The 15,850-nt window shown below is 36.8% G+C and carries 17 protein-coding genes and 1 pseudogene; 10 read left to right on the top strand and 8 right to left on the bottom strand.

What is annotated here, in order from left to right; translation table 11 throughout:
• Positions 1-125: 125 nt before the first annotated feature.
• Positions 126-992, top strand: a complete 867-nt coding sequence (locus ILT06_RS11880; protein ID WP_222655115.1) for a DnaD domain-containing protein — start codon at positions 126-128, stop codon at positions 990-992.
• Complete coding sequence (dnaB, locus tag ILT06_RS11875) at positions 989-2,275, top strand: replicative DNA helicase (protein ID WP_142336907.1); 1,287 nt, start codon at positions 989-991, stop codon at positions 2,273-2,275. The genes ILT06_RS11880 and dnaB overlap by 4 nt, the downstream gene beginning before the upstream one ends.
• Positions 2,276-2,366: 91 nt before the next feature.
• Here the strand turns inward: dnaB and ILT06_RS11870 are convergent, their stop codons facing one another.
• Positions 2,367-3,152 (bottom strand): TrmB family transcriptional regulator, encoded by a 786-nt coding sequence (locus tag ILT06_RS11870; protein ID WP_098251796.1) that lies wholly within the window; start codon positions 3,150-3,152, stop codon positions 2,367-2,369.
• 268 nt (positions 3,153-3,420) lie between these two features.
• Here ILT06_RS11870 and ILT06_RS11865 point away from each other — a divergent pair.
• A pseudogene (locus tag ILT06_RS11865) lies at positions 3,421-4,187 on the top strand (TSUP family transporter).
• Between the two features lie 169 nt (positions 4,188-4,356).
• Here the strand turns inward: ILT06_RS11865 and ILT06_RS11860 are convergent.
• Complete coding sequence (locus tag ILT06_RS11860) at positions 4,357-5,244, bottom strand: DMT family transporter (protein WP_098048612.1); 888 nt, start codon at positions 5,242-5,244, stop codon at positions 4,357-4,359.
• 115 nt (positions 5,245-5,359) lie between these two features.
• Here ILT06_RS11860 and ILT06_RS11855 point away from each other — a divergent pair, with 115 nt between their 5' ends.
• Positions 5,360-5,503, top strand: coding sequence for a hypothetical protein (locus ILT06_RS11855; protein WP_261784494.1), 144 nt, complete (start codon positions 5,360-5,362; stop codon positions 5,501-5,503).
• A 49-nt stretch (positions 5,504-5,552) separates the two neighbouring features.
• On the opposite strand, the gene ILT06_RS11850 is transcribed toward ILT06_RS11855, so the two are convergent.
• On the bottom strand, positions 5,553-6,128 hold the full coding sequence (locus tag ILT06_RS11850; RefSeq protein WP_098720343.1) for a TetR/AcrR family transcriptional regulator: 576 nt from the start codon (positions 6,126-6,128) through the stop codon (positions 5,553-5,555).
• Between the two features lie 142 nt (positions 6,129-6,270).
• On the opposite strand from ILT06_RS11850, the gene ILT06_RS11845 reads away from it, so the two are divergent.
• A complete protein-coding gene (locus ILT06_RS11845) occupies positions 6,271-7,746 on the top strand; it encodes an MDR family MFS transporter (RefSeq protein WP_222655114.1) in 1,476 nt (491 codons plus the stop codon).
• 44 nt (positions 7,747-7,790) lie between these two features.
• On the opposite strand, the gene ILT06_RS11840 is transcribed toward ILT06_RS11845, so the two are convergent.
• From ILT06_RS11840 to ILT06_RS11825, 4 genes are all read right to left on the bottom strand, one after another.
• Positions 7,791-8,318: a permease gene (locus ILT06_RS11840; protein ID WP_141547078.1), complete on the bottom strand. Its 528-nt coding sequence runs from the start codon at positions 8,316-8,318 to the stop codon at positions 7,791-7,793.
• Complete coding sequence (locus tag ILT06_RS11835; RefSeq protein ID WP_098653137.1) at positions 8,315-8,797, bottom strand: hypothetical protein; 483 nt, start codon at positions 8,795-8,797, stop codon at positions 8,315-8,317. Before ILT06_RS11835 ends, ILT06_RS11840 begins: the two co-directional genes overlap by 4 nt.
• Positions 8,790-9,131 carry a PadR family transcriptional regulator gene (locus ILT06_RS11830; RefSeq protein ID WP_098653138.1) on the bottom strand — a complete coding sequence of 114 codons (342 nt, stop codon included), beginning with the start codon at positions 9,129-9,131 and terminating at the stop codon, positions 8,790-8,792. Before ILT06_RS11830 ends, ILT06_RS11835 begins: the two co-directional genes overlap by 8 nt.
• A 211-nt stretch (positions 9,132-9,342) precedes the next feature.
• Positions 9,343-9,468: a YjcZ family sporulation protein gene (locus tag ILT06_RS11825; RefSeq protein ID WP_000540377.1), complete on the bottom strand. Its 126-nt coding sequence runs from the start codon at positions 9,466-9,468 to the stop codon at positions 9,343-9,345.
• 199 nt (positions 9,469-9,667) lie between these two features.
• Here ILT06_RS11825 and ILT06_RS11820 point away from each other — a divergent pair, with 199 nt between their 5' ends.
• The 3 genes from ILT06_RS11820 (at position 9,668) to ILT06_RS11810 (ending at position 11,836) form a co-directional block, all read left to right on the top strand.
• Positions 9,668-9,913, top strand: coding sequence for a hypothetical protein (locus ILT06_RS11820; protein WP_000013675.1), 246 nt, complete (start codon positions 9,668-9,670; stop codon positions 9,911-9,913).
• 664 nt (positions 9,914-10,577) lie between these two features.
• The gene (locus ILT06_RS11815) at positions 10,578-11,162 is read left to right on the top strand and encodes a CGNR zinc finger domain-containing protein (protein ID WP_001158041.1); all 585 of its coding nucleotides are present in this window, start codon (positions 10,578-10,580) and stop codon (positions 11,160-11,162) included.
• Positions 11,163-11,281: 119 nt separating this feature from the next.
• Entirely contained in the window at positions 11,282-11,836 is a 555-nt protein-coding gene (locus ILT06_RS11810) for an HPP family protein (protein ID WP_000065737.1), read from the top strand.
• 166 nt (positions 11,837-12,002) lie between these two features.
• Here ILT06_RS11810 and ILT06_RS11805 read toward each other — a convergent pair whose 3' ends face one another.
• Positions 12,003-12,113, bottom strand: coding sequence for a YjcZ family sporulation protein (locus tag ILT06_RS11805; RefSeq protein ID WP_000505686.1), 111 nt, complete (start codon positions 12,111-12,113; stop codon positions 12,003-12,005).
• An 811-nt stretch (positions 12,114-12,924) separates the two neighbouring features.
• Here ILT06_RS11805 and licT point away from each other — a divergent pair.
• Positions 12,925-13,773, top strand: coding sequence for a BglG family transcription antiterminator LicT (gene licT, locus ILT06_RS11800; RefSeq protein ID WP_001219870.1), 849 nt, complete (start codon positions 12,925-12,927; stop codon positions 13,771-13,773).
• 147 nt (positions 13,774-13,920) lie between these two features.
• The gene (locus ILT06_RS11795) at positions 13,921-15,813 is read left to right on the top strand and encodes a beta-glucoside-specific PTS transporter subunit IIABC (RefSeq protein WP_222655113.1); all 1,893 of its coding nucleotides are present in this window, start codon (positions 13,921-13,923) and stop codon (positions 15,811-15,813) included.
• The last annotated feature ends 37 nt before the right edge of the window (positions 15,814-15,850 follow it).

Raw genomic sequence — 15,850 nt, 5'->3', positions numbered from 1 at the left:
CCAACAAACACCGTAGTAGTAGTCGAAAAAAATTTTGAAATAACACGCCAAAAACCCGGCCCTCCTTCCTATATATAGTACAAAGAGGAAATTTTCATTTTTGAATTAGGACGGGAGGAATTGGGATGGCGGTGTATCGTACTGTGCAGGTGAATTTTTGGCAGGATGATTTTGTTTTGGATTTGACGCCGGAGGAGCGGTATTTTTATGTGTATTTGCTAACTTGTTCGAAGACGACGCAGTGTGGGATTTTTCCTTTTCCGAAGCGGTTAGCTGAGATGGAGACGGGTTATAATCGAGAGACTGTTGATAAGCTTGTGCAGCGCTTCATTGATTATGGGAAGATTCTTTATGATGCGGCGACGCGGGAGTTATTCGTTTTAAATTGGCTTCGTTATAATCCGGTGACGAATACGAATGTGGAGAAGTGTGTGCTTCGTGAGCTTAAGGGTGTGAAGAATAAGGAGTTTGTACATATGTTTCTTCAGAAGTGCGTAGAGGAGGAGCTGAATGTTCCGATGCTTTTAGCGCATTTCTGTATGCCGAGTGATTTGGCTGTGGATGATGTTGATCCAGATCCAGTTTGTGAGGAGGCAGAGGAAGAAGAGGTTATAGAGGAGGAAACGGGAAGTCGCGTATTTTCTTTTTATGAGCAGCATTTCGGTAGTTTGTCTCCGCATACGGTGGAGGAACTGAGTGCGTGGATGGAAGATTTGTCAGAGGAGCTTGTGCTGAAGGCTCTTCAAATTGCGTTTGAGAATAATAAGCGGACGGTTGCTTATGTGAAGGGCATTTTGAGAGGGTGGCACGGGAAAGGTTTTACGAAAGTGTGTGAGGTGGAGGCTGATACGGCTAAGTTTCGGAAGAAGGATTCGTCTGTTAGTACGGGGGAGACGGAGGAGTTTTTGGCGAGGTGTGAGGAGTGGGAGAAGAATGCGCCGTCTGAGGAAGAGTTGCAGCGCTTTTTAGCGGAGCGCGGGTGGCGTCCATGAGTATTCAAAATGTGGAGGCGGAAAAGACGGTGTTAGGTTCTCTATTACTTGATGGAGAGCTTATTAAGGAGTGCCGTTTGACGGAGCAGTATTTTTCTCTGTCAGTGCATAAGTCTATATTTCAGTTAATGCGAAAAATGGAAGAAGAGGGGCAACCGATTGATCTTGTGACGTTCATTTCTAGGATAGATCCGAAGTTTTTAGAGGGGATCGGGGGAATGGAGTATTTTATAGGGTTAATGGATGGTGTGCCTACAACTGCCAACTTCTCTTATTATGAGGGGCTTGTTCGAGGTGCCTGGAAAATGTATCAGGCGGGTGTTCTCGGGTATAAGATGGGAGAGCGTCTTATTGCGGAGAAGAATGAGAAGATTATTGGTGAGACGATTACGGCACTTTGTGAGTTAGAGGAAAAGGATTGTGTATGTGAGTTTGATTTGAAGGATGCGCTAGTTGATTTATATGAAGAGCTTCATCAAGATGCGAAAGAGATTACTGGTATTGAGACTGGTTATATATCGCTCAATAAAATGACGTGCGGATTGCAGGAAGGTGATTTTGTCGTCCTTGGTGCACGCCCTTCTATGGGGAAGACTGCTTTTGCGTTAAATGTTGGACTGCATGCGGCGAAGGCTGGAGCGGCGGTTGGACTGTTTTCGTTAGAGATGAGTAGCAAGCAATTGTTAAAAAGGATGGCGTCTTGCGTAGGTGAAGTGTCAGGAGGAAGACTGAAAAATCCGAAGCATCGTTTTGCGATAGAGGACTGGGAGAAGGTGAGTAAGGCATTTGCGGAAATCGGGGAATTACCATTTGAAATTTATGATAATGCGGGCATTTCGGTGCAAGATATTTGGATGCAAACTCGTAAGTTAAAGAGGAAGCACGATGATAAGAAGGTTTTAGTTATTGTAGATTACTTGCAGCTTATTACGGGCGATCCGAAACATAAGGGCAATCGATTTCAAGAGATTAGTGAAATTTCACGTAAGCTTAAGGTATTGTCGCGTGAATTAAATGTTTGTGTAGTAGCGTTATCGCAATTATCTCGTTCCGTAGAAGCACGTCAGGATAAGCGTCCTCTTTTATCTGATTTGAGAGAGACAGGACAAATTGAGCAAGATGCGGATGTCATTATGCTTATGTATCGCGAAGATTATTACGATAAGGAAACGATGCAGAAAGAGATGACGGAGATTCATGTGGCGAAGCACCGGAATGGGCCGGTGGGGAGTTTTAAGCTGAGGTTTTTGAAGGAGTTTGGGCGGTTTGTGGAGGGGAAATAGTTGAAAGACTTGAGTATGACTTTGCAAATAAAGCATAAGTTTTTCATTTCATTAACTTATGCTTTATTCTTTGATTCTTTCAATATACTTCTTATTTCCCCATAAAGAAGGATTTTCTCTCTGCAGTGATCCATTGCTGCAAATCATCTTGGCTACGTCGGACAAGTCGATTTACTAAAACATCATGCCATACATAATCCTCTAGTAAGTATATATGAACGGGGTCATCTGTATAAAAAGCAATATTACGCTCTTCAATTGATGGTCCATAAATCATCTCTTTAGAATCTATCGATAAAATAAACCAATGTTCTGTAGACAGGGTTTCTGTATAAGGTGTTATACGATGGGCTTCTAGATTTTTAATTGGATTTTCAACATGTAGGGTAATACCTTGTACTGTAATTTTATCAGCTACTTCAGATAGTTCCTCTTTTAACGCTTCATACATCTCATCCCACATTGAAATGACAATACGGTGTTCAGCTTTTTTTATTAATGCCTGACAATAGCTAATGATTGTTTTGTCGTCTTTTAAAGTAATCACTCGATTATCCGTTTTTTCCTCGGAAGTTTCGAGTTTTTTTAATGAATCACTGATTCCTTCATAAGTAGACTGCCATTCTGATTGAGCTTTCTGTAAAAAGATTTCAACAGGTAGAGGTGAATAGCGAGTGGTGTCATTTATTTCTTCCTTCATGACGATTCCTTTTTCTACAAGGTTACCTAAAATCTCATAAATTCGCGCTCTTGGGACCCCTGAATCCTTACTTACTTGGTAGGCTGTAGCAGGCCCCTGTTTCACAAGAGATACATAAGATTTAGCTTCATATTCATTAAAACCAATTTTTTTAAGCTGTTGTACTATGTAGTCCACTTTTTTCGTCCTCCGATGTTTGCTTTTATCCCGCTATTTGCCGGGCAGTAAGACCCCCACCTCAAAATTCAGCGGAAGCAAAGAAGTTAGGTGGGGGGCGGGCTGCCCGTAAAAGCCCGATTGGTGAGGGCTGATAATCAGTGGGGGATGAACAAAACCCCCCACTGATTAAAGTTTCACTTTATATTTCAACGTTACAATAACTCTTTACATTTAGCAAATTGATAGTTACTATTACAATAGTGACTAAAGGGGGGAGGCTACTAGTATGGATTTGTATTTAGACCCATCTATATTAATTATTTTGATTGTTTTTGGGTTTGTGGCTGCATTTATTGATTCAGTTGTAGGCGGTGGTGGATTGATTGCCTTACCAGCTTTATTATTTACAGGACTGAATCCAGCAAGTGCAGTAGCCACGAATAAACTAGCATCAACAATGGGGAGTGCAACTAGTAATATTGTGTTTTATCGTTCTGGTAATCTTGATTTGAAATCGGCTTTGAAATTATTTCCAATCACTTTTATAGGCTCTATAGTAGGTGCATGGACCGTTCATTTAATGAACCCAGAAGTACTGAAGCCATTGATGCTGGTAATGCTTGGTGCGGTGGCTATTTATACGATATTCAAAAAGGATTGGGGTAGTATTTCTACTCATAAGAAATTATCTGGTCGACACGTCATTATTTTTACCTTTTTTATTTTTGCTATTGGTTTTTATGATGGATTTCTAGGGCCTGGCACAGGTTCGTTTTTAATGTTCGCTCTTTTATTTATTGGATATGATTTTTTAAAAGCAGCAGGTAATGCGAAGTTTCTTAATTTAGGAAGTAATGTTGGTGCATTGTTAATATTTATGTATGTAGGCAAGTAAACTATGCGTATGGTTTTATAATGGGGATTGCTCAAATTGCTGGAGGAGTCGTTGGCTCCAAATTTGCTATAAAAAAAGGAAGCGGGTATGTTCGTGCTCTTTTCATTACAGTAACTTGTTTATTGTTAGCGAAAAATCTGTATGACTATGTGCAGTAAGTAATGTAGAAAAGGTTAGCTATGCAGGCTACATAAATATAATAATTCTTTGTAACATATTTTAGATGCTACCTTATTCAAAGATAGCATCTAAAAAAATTAAGGTAAGAGGATGAAAATAATACAAACGAATATTTTCGGGGTATGTTTATGTACTTTAGCGAAATAACTATTCCATATTCTTCTTATAATTAACCCGCAACAACCCCTTAAAATCCACCTCAGCAATCAATACACTCACTAATATAAGCGTCGCCCCTAAATATCCTTTTCCAGTGAGCGTTTCACCTGTGAAAACGAAAGCGAAGCCTGCGGAAAAGACAGGTTCTAATGAGAAGATAAGTCCTGTATGTGTAGGCGTCGTGTATTGCTGGGCGATTACTTGCACGATGAATGCGACTGCGGTGCAAAATATGCTTAAGGCTAGGATGATGAGCCATGAGTTGGTTGTGCTAGGCAGTTTTGGCGTTTCGATAATGAATGAAAAAATAAGACTAAATAGGCCGACGAAACCGAGTTGTATGACTCCAAGTGCAATGGAGTTCACATGTTTTGTTACGCTACCAGTAATGATGACGTGAATCGCATAAAATAAGGCAGACAATATGCAAAATATATCGCCATTACCGATCTTGAATTCGCTCGTTAATGTTAATAAGCCGATTCCAATTATCGTTAAAAAGATTCCTACTATCACTTTCTTTTCCGGAATGTGTTTTAAAAATATAGCTGATAAGATCGGAATGAAAATGACTGTGAGACATAGTAAGAAACCAGCATTAGAAACACTCGTATACTTTGTGCCGAATGTCGCGAAAATGTAAACGATAAATAAAACAGAAGCGAGTATAAATGCATATTTTACCGTTTTAAAATCGAATTTGAATAAATGTTTGTAAAATATTAAACCTGATAAAAGAAAGGCGATGATAAATCGTAATGCAATTAAGTTGTATTCTTCGATGCCTTCAAGTCCAACCTTTGTAAGTAAGATGGATGCACCCCAAAAGAATGTAACTAGTAGTAGCCCTAAATCCGCTTTTAATTGTAGTTTCATTTCTATTCCCTCGTTATGTATAAAATTTATAATCCCATACCCCTATCCCCATTTTTTATTTTAATATTAATTCTGAATATTTGTAACTTAAATTTATCGACGTTTTATTTCATTGATGAAGCCTTTTCATCCACTTTTGAAGAAATTCGGTAGTGTAATTACTTCAGAACAATTAGGAAGAGCAATGGTGCGAGTTGGGAAAGACGGACATTCTCATTCGATTATTGAAAGTTCGGATTTGAAGAAGATCAGTAAGTAGTGTGTACAAAAAAACGCCTATTTCATATAGGCGTTTTTTGATGGTAAAGTTATTCCTCTTCAAACTGAAAAATATCCCGATTAATAAGTTGGTGGAGATATTGGTCCATTTCAGCCGCAGAAACTTTTCTTTCATTTTTAAACCACCATGCGCTTAATGAGGTAATTGCCCCGGAATAAAATTCAATGATTAAATCATTTGGCATCGTATGGTTTTTGCAAAGTTGATGTAACGCTGCTATTTCTTGTTTTCTCGTTTCGTGACTTAAATACTGTGTCCGGCTAATAAATTGTTCATCAGACATTTGTGTCTCTAATATTTTACCGATCTCTTCATGATGTAGAAATTGCTCCATTACTTGAAATGGTTTACTTAATCGATCTGAAACCGGTATTCCCGCAATTATCTTGCTGTATCGTTTAAATCCAAATGCTAATAAAGCATCTTTATCTTCAAAGTGCTTATAAAAGGTTGTTCGGTGTACCATCGCAAGGTCACAAATTTGGTTAATCGTGATGGAACTATATTTCTGTTTTGATTGCGTCATTAATTCAAATAAGGAATCCCACAATAATTTATGTGTACGTCTAATACGTAAATCAAGTTGTTTTTCATTATCATTCATCTACAATTCTCCTTTTTTGTAGATTAAATATACAATGGCTGAAAATTGATTCTCCCTTTTTAATCTACATATGTATATTATATTACATGTGTTCGGGTTTATTTAAAGCTTTTTAAGTAAGAAATAGGAGGAGAATTTGCAAATGGATATGACAACTAAGAGCCCTGTAAGTGGCAAAGTTGATACTTCTAATATGAAACATACCCCGATTTTAATTGCATTACTTTTAGGGGCAATGGTTGCATTATTAAACGAAACGTTACTTGGTAATGCGTTAACTGTATTAATGAAAGAATTTGGCGTAACGGCTTCAACGATTCAATGGCTTTCTACAGCATACATGTTGGTAGTTGGTGTTTTAGTTCCAATTACAGCGTTACTTCAGCAATGGCTCACAACGAGACAAATGTTTTTGATCGCTATGGTAACGTTTTTAGGCGGTACATTAATTGCGGGATTCGCACCGACATTTTCCGTTTTATTAGTCGGCCGTATCGTCCAAGCTGTAGCGACGGGATTAATTACACCGTTATTAATGAATACGATTTTAATCATTTGTCCGCCTGAAAAACGGGGTGCGACAATGGGATTAATCGCACTTGTGATGATGGCAGCTCCGGCAATTGGTCCTACATTATCTGGAGTAATTGTGGATTCATTAAATTGGCGCTGGTTATTCTATGTTGTTATTCCAATCGTGATTATTTCCATTATGATTGGTATGAAGTACATTCAAAATGTTTCAGAGTTAACAAGGCCAAAAGTAGATTATCCATCTATCGTTTTATCGACATTAGGATTTGGCGGACTTGTGTATAGCTTTAGTGCATCGGGTGATTTAGGATGGTCTGATGCCAAAGTGTATGGCACTTTACTTGTTGGGCTTATCTCATTATGTATTTTTGTCGTTCGACAATTGAAAATTGAGAATCCAATTTTAGAATTACGAGCATTTAAAGTTCCGATGTTTACATTATCAGTTGGATTAATTGTCATTGTGATGATGTCGTTATTTTCAACGATGACTTTATTACCGATGTTCCTGCAAACAGTTTTACTCGTTACAGCCTTTAAATCAGGAATCATCATGCTTCCGGGAAGTGTTATTAGCGCCATAATGGGACCAATCGCAGGTAAACTATTTGATAAATTTAGTCCGAAAGTTATTATCGTTCCTGGTATTGTGTTAGTGGGGATTGCAATGTTCTTATTTAAAGGCATTACTCCTGATACATCAATGGTACAAATTATTGTCATGCATAGCGTATTAATGGTTGGACTCATGTTTGTCATGACAGCACAAACATACGGTTTAAATCAATTAACACCAGATTTATATCCGCACGGAACAGCACTGTTTAGTACGTTACAACAAGTAGCTGGCGCAATTGGTACGGCTATATTCATATCGAAAATGTCTTCAGGAACAACTAGCTATATGGAAAGCTCCGCAAACCCACTGGACCCAGTAGAGAAGTTAAACGGTTTAACATCTGGATTCCAAGGTGCGTTTACACTAGGGTTAGTCTTTATCATTATTGCATTTATCGTATCGTTGTTTTTAAAAGAAGAGAAAGAGGGAGTAGAGACAGCGAGGGTTTTACAGAACGAGAATTAAGGTTCATATAAAAAAAGACATCTTTAAGAGATAAAGATGTCTTTTTACATTTCTTTTGTAACATCATACTTTAGCAACTGCTCCTGATCATAAAACCTCTCAAAAATAAGCCCCATTACATAAAAGAATACTAGCCCGAAACCAATATGAATGAGTGTAAAAGTAGTTCCAAATGAAGAAAATTCATACACGAGAATTGGCAATTTCGCAGTTGTCCAAACGCCTAAGAAAAATACGATGTACCGAATGCTTGCACCTTTTTGTAAGAGTAGTGCTGCAATCGGGAAGGCAACGTAGAGAGGACCAGCTGCAATGCCGCCTAATAATAAAGAGAATAAGATTCCGTATACGCCGGAATTTTTGCCCATATATTTCATAAGCGTTTCTTTCTTCACCCATTGATCAAGTAATCCTACAAATAGTAGGACAGGTGGGAGTAGAAACAACATATCTAAAATGCTATTCCCTGTTAATTGTAATGCGCTCCATCCTAAAGATTGATTTATAAAAGTTAATACAATGAGCCCCAGTAGTAAGATGAAAAAGAAGCGATATTTTTTTAGTTCCTTCATACCATCACCACCCAAATGATATAGGAGAATAGGAGAGACATGAGCAAAGCAGATGCATTACGTGCGTAAGCAAAGCTTCGTCCGAATATTTTTTGTTCCATCGGTAATGTTGTAAGCCCTACTGACATGAGTGTAGACATAAGTGCTGCAACTTGAGGAAGGCCTGCGCCGTGTTGAATTAATGTATTACCGAGAGGAAATACGACGAAGCTTGGAATAAGTGCAACGGAGCCGAGTATCGCTGAATAAACAATGCCGATAAATCCGGACTGTTCTCCAATGATGGAAGAGATGAAAGACGGCGTTAATATAGAAAGCGATAAGCCAACGAATAGCATGATGGAAAGCATGGCAGGTAGAAGATTGCGAAACATTTTCCATGACTTCATTAGAGCTTCTTTCGTTTTCGTGCGGTCCTTCATAAAAGAAATCCCCGTAAGAATAATGGCTAAAGTGTAAAGGATCACGCCGTTAATCATGATCAGATTCCTTTAAGTCTTTATATTTATCTAAGAAAAAAGATAAGTTCTTCATTTTCTCTTCAATATCCATTTGAAAATCTGCCAATTGTTCCTTTCCAGCAGGCGTAATTTTGTACATCTTTCTCGGTTTGTCTTGATGATCTGTACTTACATAAGATTCGATTGCACCTTCGTTCTCTAATTTTTTTAGCGTGCGATATAAAATGGCGCTATCGATTGGATTAACTGGAAGTTCTTCCTCACAATTTTGCAATAATTGCCCGCCATAGTTATCACCTTCTGCTAAAAATAACAAAAGAAATGCACCTGTATGTCTTCCTGTATGTTTCATGGATATACCTCCTTGAATGAATTAGAATTTATACTGTTAATGACAGTATACTGTTGTTAACAGTATATGGTGTATGAAGTGCTATGTCAATTTTAAAATGTGCGAATTTCGAGGATACTATTTTCTAACTATTGCCGTTGATAAACTACCAATGAGAAGGGGGTGTACATCAAAAAACACAAAAAAAAGACACTCTCAAGAGTGCCTCTTATTAGCAGCCGAATCCGCCGCCCCAACAGCTAGCTCCTACGATGATTAATAAGATAAAGAGTACAACAAGTAAAGCGAATCCGCCACCGAAACCGCAGCCTCCACCACAACTACCGCCATATCCCATATTAACTCCTCCTTCCATAAAGACCATTTAATTAATGGATTTAATTTACTTTATGTTTTTACGGATAAACTTGAGCAGGTCCTTTTGAAAAATAAAAGATGCTTAGATTTTATAAGAATTGACGACCTTATTTTGTCACGGGTATTATGCTGATGACATATTGTATTTTATTCTGTGTATTGGGGGAAGGAGGATCTTTATGGCCAATTCTGAAATGATTTTACGATTACTTACGGATTTAAAGATTGAACAGCAAGCTTTAAAAGAGCAGTTGGAAAAAATACAAACAGCTGTGACTACTCTTGAAGAAAAATCAGCGATTGTGGAAGAGAAACCAACGACTATTGAAGAAAAACCAGCTGTTGCTGCTGCAAAGCAAAGAGCTCATTCTGGACACCCGACATCTTTTCGTGCTTGGAGAGCATCTGCTCAAAAGAATTCATAAAAATATAAGAAAAGAAGACATCGATTACGATGTCTTCTTTTGCTTGTACAATCCAAATGAGTTAAGAAGGTATATCCATATTGCTTTAAAAATAAGAAGAAAATAACGATTGTCGACTCCTTTTTTAGTATAGCATGTAATAATAAAGATTTTTTATGTAATATTGCATATATATAGATTATATGATGTTAATCTTATATATTTTAGTTGTCTGTTATTTGTTTTAATTCATTTACTTATATTATTTTTTTGAGCGCCCCATTGATGGGGCCTTTTTTTATAATTGTTTTAAGGTGGAAACCCCTGAAGCATTATGAGGGGTTTCATGACTAGGAAAAAGATTATTGGTGCTTAATGAGATGAAGACCCGGATGTTGTATCTGAATTTCTTCTAAATGGATTACTATTAATTTTTAAGCTGTTCCCCATAAATGATAAACCATGCCGATAACAAAAAATGCTAGTCCTACAAACAAAACGGTTAAAGCAAGCATTCCATTTTTATTATGTTCCATAAAGTTAGCTCCTCTTTGAGTTATATACAAAAAGCCTTTAGTCGTAATTATGGCTAAAGGCTTTGCTCTTCATACTTTGTAGTTTATAAAAAAGTTGCACTTCTGTATTAATTTGGAATATGATTGTTTAAAGAGTAGGTGATGAGTACATGCAGGAAAGAAAACAATTCCCGCTTATATCTGGAAATCTCTCATTAGATTTAGTGAATACAGAGTTAGTTAGGCGTGGACAACGTTATGATTTATTAATAACAGATGAAGATGTATTAGAATGGCTACATGTAATAAAGGTTAATCTTCCTTTTTGGAACGAAAAAACACTTATAGGAATTCAAGAGCGAATGAATCAAGTTACATCTAGCATACTAGAGCTAAGAGAATTACTGAGAAAACAGTTTGAGGCAATTGCTGATCAGCACGAAATTTCTGATGATTTTATTACGTATTTAGAAAAACAAATTGAGAAGGCACCATTTACATATAAAGTTATTGAACAGAGTTTAGTACCTATTCCAGTTGGAAAAATTGAGGATGTACTTGTATCGTTAATTGCATTTGATGCTTTAACGTTAATAGCAGAAAATGAGCTTATTTCTCTTAAAAGGTGTTCAAACCCTGACTGTGTTTTATTATTTATAGATAAAAGTGGAAAGCGAAAATGGTGTTCTATGAAAATATGTGGGAACCGAAAAAAGGTAGCAAAATTTCAGGTTCGAAAATCTGAAGAAGTTTAGGGAATCAACTTATAACAGTTGATTCTTTTTTTTCTGCATCTTTAAACTAACCTCTAAAATCGATATTGACTGGTTATTTCGTTCGGGATATAATTATTGGTAAATAAAGGAGGAGAATGATGAGTAATATAACAGCAGCTAAGCAGAAAGAGGATCAACCAATAAGTGTACGATATTTTGCAAAAATGAAAGGGAAAGGAAGAAGTCCATTACAAGTAAATATAAAGGACTCTTTAACGGGATTATTGGGAGGATTTTTAACGATTCTCACCTTAACATATTTAACGAGTATAACTTCTACAGAATTACTAATGGCTCCATTTGGAGCGAGTTGTGTATTAGCGTTTGGAGTTTGGAATGCACCGCTATCTCAGCCGCGTAATATTATTGGAGGACATTTGATTTCAACTTTCATTGGTCTATCAATATATCATTTGTTTGGGAATGAATATTGGACAATTGCTTTAGCAGTTGGTATGTCGATTGCTATTATGATGTTAACGAGAACAACGCATCCTCCGGCAGGGGCTGATCCCATTGTCGTTATTTTAGGAGCATACAGTTGGAGTTATTTAGTAACACCGGTTTTAGTTGGTTCCCTTGTTATTGTAGTTATTGCTTTATTTATTAATAATATGAGTAGTAAAAGGAGCTATCCAACTTTTTGGATATAGTTTGTAAAGTGAAAAACAATATAAGTAATTATATTATTTTTACTATGTTTCATTTTTTATATAGAAAAAGCCTTTAGTCGTAATTACGACCAAAGGCTTTTATTCTCATGCTTTTTAGTTTACAAAGAAAAGACACCCATATAAGAGTGTCTTTCCGATAGTTTGTTTAGCAGAAGCAAGAAGCTCCAACGATGATTAATAAAATAAACAATACAACTAATAGTGCAAATCCTCCAGAAAAACCGCAGCTTCCGCCGCAACTACCACCAAATCCCATAATAGTTCCTCCTTTAATAAGAGGGGAAAACAAAGGGTCACTCATGTTTTTTAACGGATTCTATTTACTTTATGTTTTGACGCATAAACGTGAGCAGGTCCTTTTAAAAATAAAAAAAGACACCTTAAGGTGCCTTTATCCCGCTTTAATGGGCAGTAAGACCTCCACCTCAAAATTCAGCGAAAGCAAAGAATTTAGGTGGGGGATCAACTGCCCATAAAAGTCCGATTGGTTTAACTAATAATCAATGGGGGATGAAGAAAACCCCCACTGATTAAAGTTTCACTTTATAAAAGAGATAATTCTTATGAAAATAAATAAAAAAGACACTGTAAAGTGTCTTTTTTATTTGAGTTATGCGCATTGCTTAATAAGACGCTAGTTCCTCAATCTAAATATGAGTAACTATGTAGGGTGGTTTTATTATAACATTTTAACCATTAATGGGTCTATATGGAATTTTATTAATAATTATGTTTGATTATTCAGAATGGTACATGTAGTGAAAGGTATGTGTTACCTATAGTAATTGTAAAATATAATTGTGTACATAACTAGTCTTGTAATGAATGTAAGCAACAGCTGATTAACGGATAGTATTTTTCTTTGTAAAAAAATATTCAATAATTTATCATTGCAACCGCTTACTCTTTGTGTATAATAAAGGTAAGTTAATAAGTAAAAGGATTGTTACTGTTCGGCAGGCAAAACCTAAATTGATCTAGAGGCTACGGGTGTAGTGTGGCTTTTGGAATCAGTTTAGGTTTTTTTTATACCTTTTGTGACTTTAAGAAGAAGAAGGCGGAACAATATGAGAATCCATAAAATCTTAAATAACAATGTTGTTTGTACGATGAAGGATACTGAGACAGAAGTTGTACTGATGGGCAGAGGTTTGGGATTTCAGAAAAAAGTAGGCGATACGATTGATGAATCTAAGGTAGAAAAGACCTTTGTGCTAGAAACAAAAGAATTATCAGAGAAACTCGCTAGGTTGCTAACTGAAATTCCTGTAGAAAATTTAGAGATTACAGAGAGAATTATTCAGTTTGCTAAGAACGCTTTGCCGGGGACTTTAAGTGATTATATTTATCTTACATTAACGGATCACTTAAGTTTCGCCTTAACTCGGCATAAAGAAGGAATGGATCTTAAAAATACTTTGCTTTGGGAGATTAAGAGGTTCTATCAGAAAGAGTTTGAAATTGGTCTACAAGCTTTGAACATAATTGAAGAAGAGACTGGGCTTAGACTTTCTGAAGATGAAGCAGGGTCAATTGCACTACATTTCGTTAATGCGCAGCAAGGAGAACCGGCGATGCAACAAACGGTAGCGATGACGAAAATCGTCCAAGATATTTTAAATGTTGTAAAGTACCACTATAAGATGAACTTAGATGAGAATTCATTTAATTATAGTCGTTTTGTAACGCATTTACGATATTTTGCGCAGCGTTTAATGCAGAAGGAATTGAACTCGGCCGATGATGATTTTTTATACGAGCAAGTGAAAAGTAAGTATGAAGAGGCATATTGTTGTACAGAAAAAATTGAAGCGTATTTACGAAAAGCGCATAATAGTCATCTTTCAAAAGATGAAAAAGTGTACGTAACGTTGCACATTCATCGTGTAACGAAACGCAATGAATTATGTAATTGAATAAACGGGATTGTTACTGTTTGGCAGGCAAAACCTAAATTGACTTGTAATGGAGTGATTCGTATGTATCACGCCGTTACGGTTAGTTTAGGTTTTTTCTTTTATAAAAAATAATAAATGGGATGATTGTAGGGAGGGAAAGTTACTATGAAGTATGAAAAATTAGCAAAAGACATACTGAAACATGTTGGCGGGAGAGAAAATATACATAGCGTTGTACATTGTATAACTCGTTTACGATTTCAGTTAAAAGATGAGGGGAAAGCAAATACAGAAGTACTGAAAAACATGGAAGATGTTGTGACTGTTATGAAAAGCGGCGGACAATATCAAGTTGTAATTGGTAACCATGTATCCGACGTGTATAAAGCGGTTATTGTTGCTGGAGGGTTTCAAGAAGCTGAGGAAGAAAATACGAGTGAGAAGAAAAAGAGTAGTCTTATAGATATTCTTTCTAGCATTTTCACTCCTATTTTAGGAGTGTTAGCTGCAACTGGGATGATTAAAGGATTTAATGCATTATTTGTAGCGTTAGGCTGGTTAAGTACACAGTCAGGAACGTATCAAATATTAAATGCAGTTGGCGATTCGTTATTTTATTTCTTCCCGATCTTCTTAGGATATACAGCAAGTAAGAAATTCGGGGGATCACCATTCATCGGTATGGCAATTGGGGGAGCTTTAGTTTATCCAGCTTTATCCGGTTTAAAAGCAACTGAGCCATTATATACGTTATTTGCAGGGACGATGTTTGAATCACCAATTCATATTACGTTTTTAGGAATACCAGTTATTTTAATGAACTATGCATCATCTGTTATTCCAATTATTCTCGCTGCTTATTTTGGAGCGAAAGTAGAACAGTCTTTAAAGAAAGTGATTCCGGATGTTGTGAAAACATTTTTATTACCATTCTTCACATTATTAATCGTTGTACCAATTACATTTCTCGTTATTGGCCCAATCGCGACGTGGGCAGGTCAGTTTTTAGGACAGGCGACGCTTTGGGTGTATCATGCAAGTCCATTAGTAGCGGGTGCCTTACTCGGTGCTTTCTGGCAAGTACTTGTCATATTTGGCCTTCATTGGGGCGTTGTTCCGATTGGCTATAACAATTTAGCAGTAAACGGTGTTGATCCAATATTAGCGCTTATATTTGCTGCCTCATTTGCTCAAATTGGTGCTGTGCTTGGCGTTTGGATGAAAACGAAAGACAAGAAATTAAAAACACTTAGCATTCCAGCTTTTATTTCAGGTATTTTCGGCGTTACAGAGCCGGCGATTTATGGCATTACACTACCTCTTAAAAAGCCGTTTATTATGAGCTGTATTGCGGGAGGAATTGGCGGCGCAATACTTGGCGTATTTGGTACACAAGTTTATATGACAGGCGGACTTGGTATATTTACGCTTCCGACATTTATTAGTCCGAAAGATGGGATTAGTGCTGGATTTTGGGGAGCAATTGTTTCAATGGTTGTTTCTTTAATAGTAGGTTTTATTCTGACTTACTTATTTGGTTTTACGAAAAAGAAAACATCTACAGAAACAGAGGAAACAAGTAATAAAATTGCTGCATCAAACGATGATGAAGTAATCTTTAGTCCTTTCCATGGCGCCGTTATGCCGCTTCAAAACATTGACGATGCTGCATTTGCATCAGGTGCGCTAGGTGAAGGAGTTGCGATTGAGCCTTCAGAAGGAAAGTTGTTTTCACCAGTTTCAGGTACGATTGCTGCGCTGTTCCCGACGAATCATGCAGTAGGAATTACGGCGGATTCAGGTGCTGAAATTTTAATCCATATTGGGATGGATACTGTGAAATTAAATGGTGAATTTTTCTCTTCTCGTATTGAACAAGGAGCGAGAGTAGAAAAAGGGCAATTACTGATTGAGTTTAATATAGCTGAAATTCAAAAGGCGGGTTATATTGTGACAACACCAGTTGTTGTTACAAATTATGATAAATATAGCATCAAAAAAACGGAAATAGAAAAGATTCAAGCAGGAGATTCTTTACTAAAGTTAGGAGTTAAATAGTAGTTACATTTCATACAGGTTCAAACGAAGAAAGGTA

The sequence above is a fragment of the Bacillus sp. 17RED48 genome (assembly GCF_019837545.1).
Classification (GTDB): Bacteria; Bacillota; Bacilli; order Bacillales; family Bacillaceae_G; genus Bacillus_A; species Bacillus_A wiedmannii.
The sequence above is the reverse complement of the archived record's forward strand: the minus strand, read 5'-3'. Positions and strand labels throughout refer to the sequence as shown.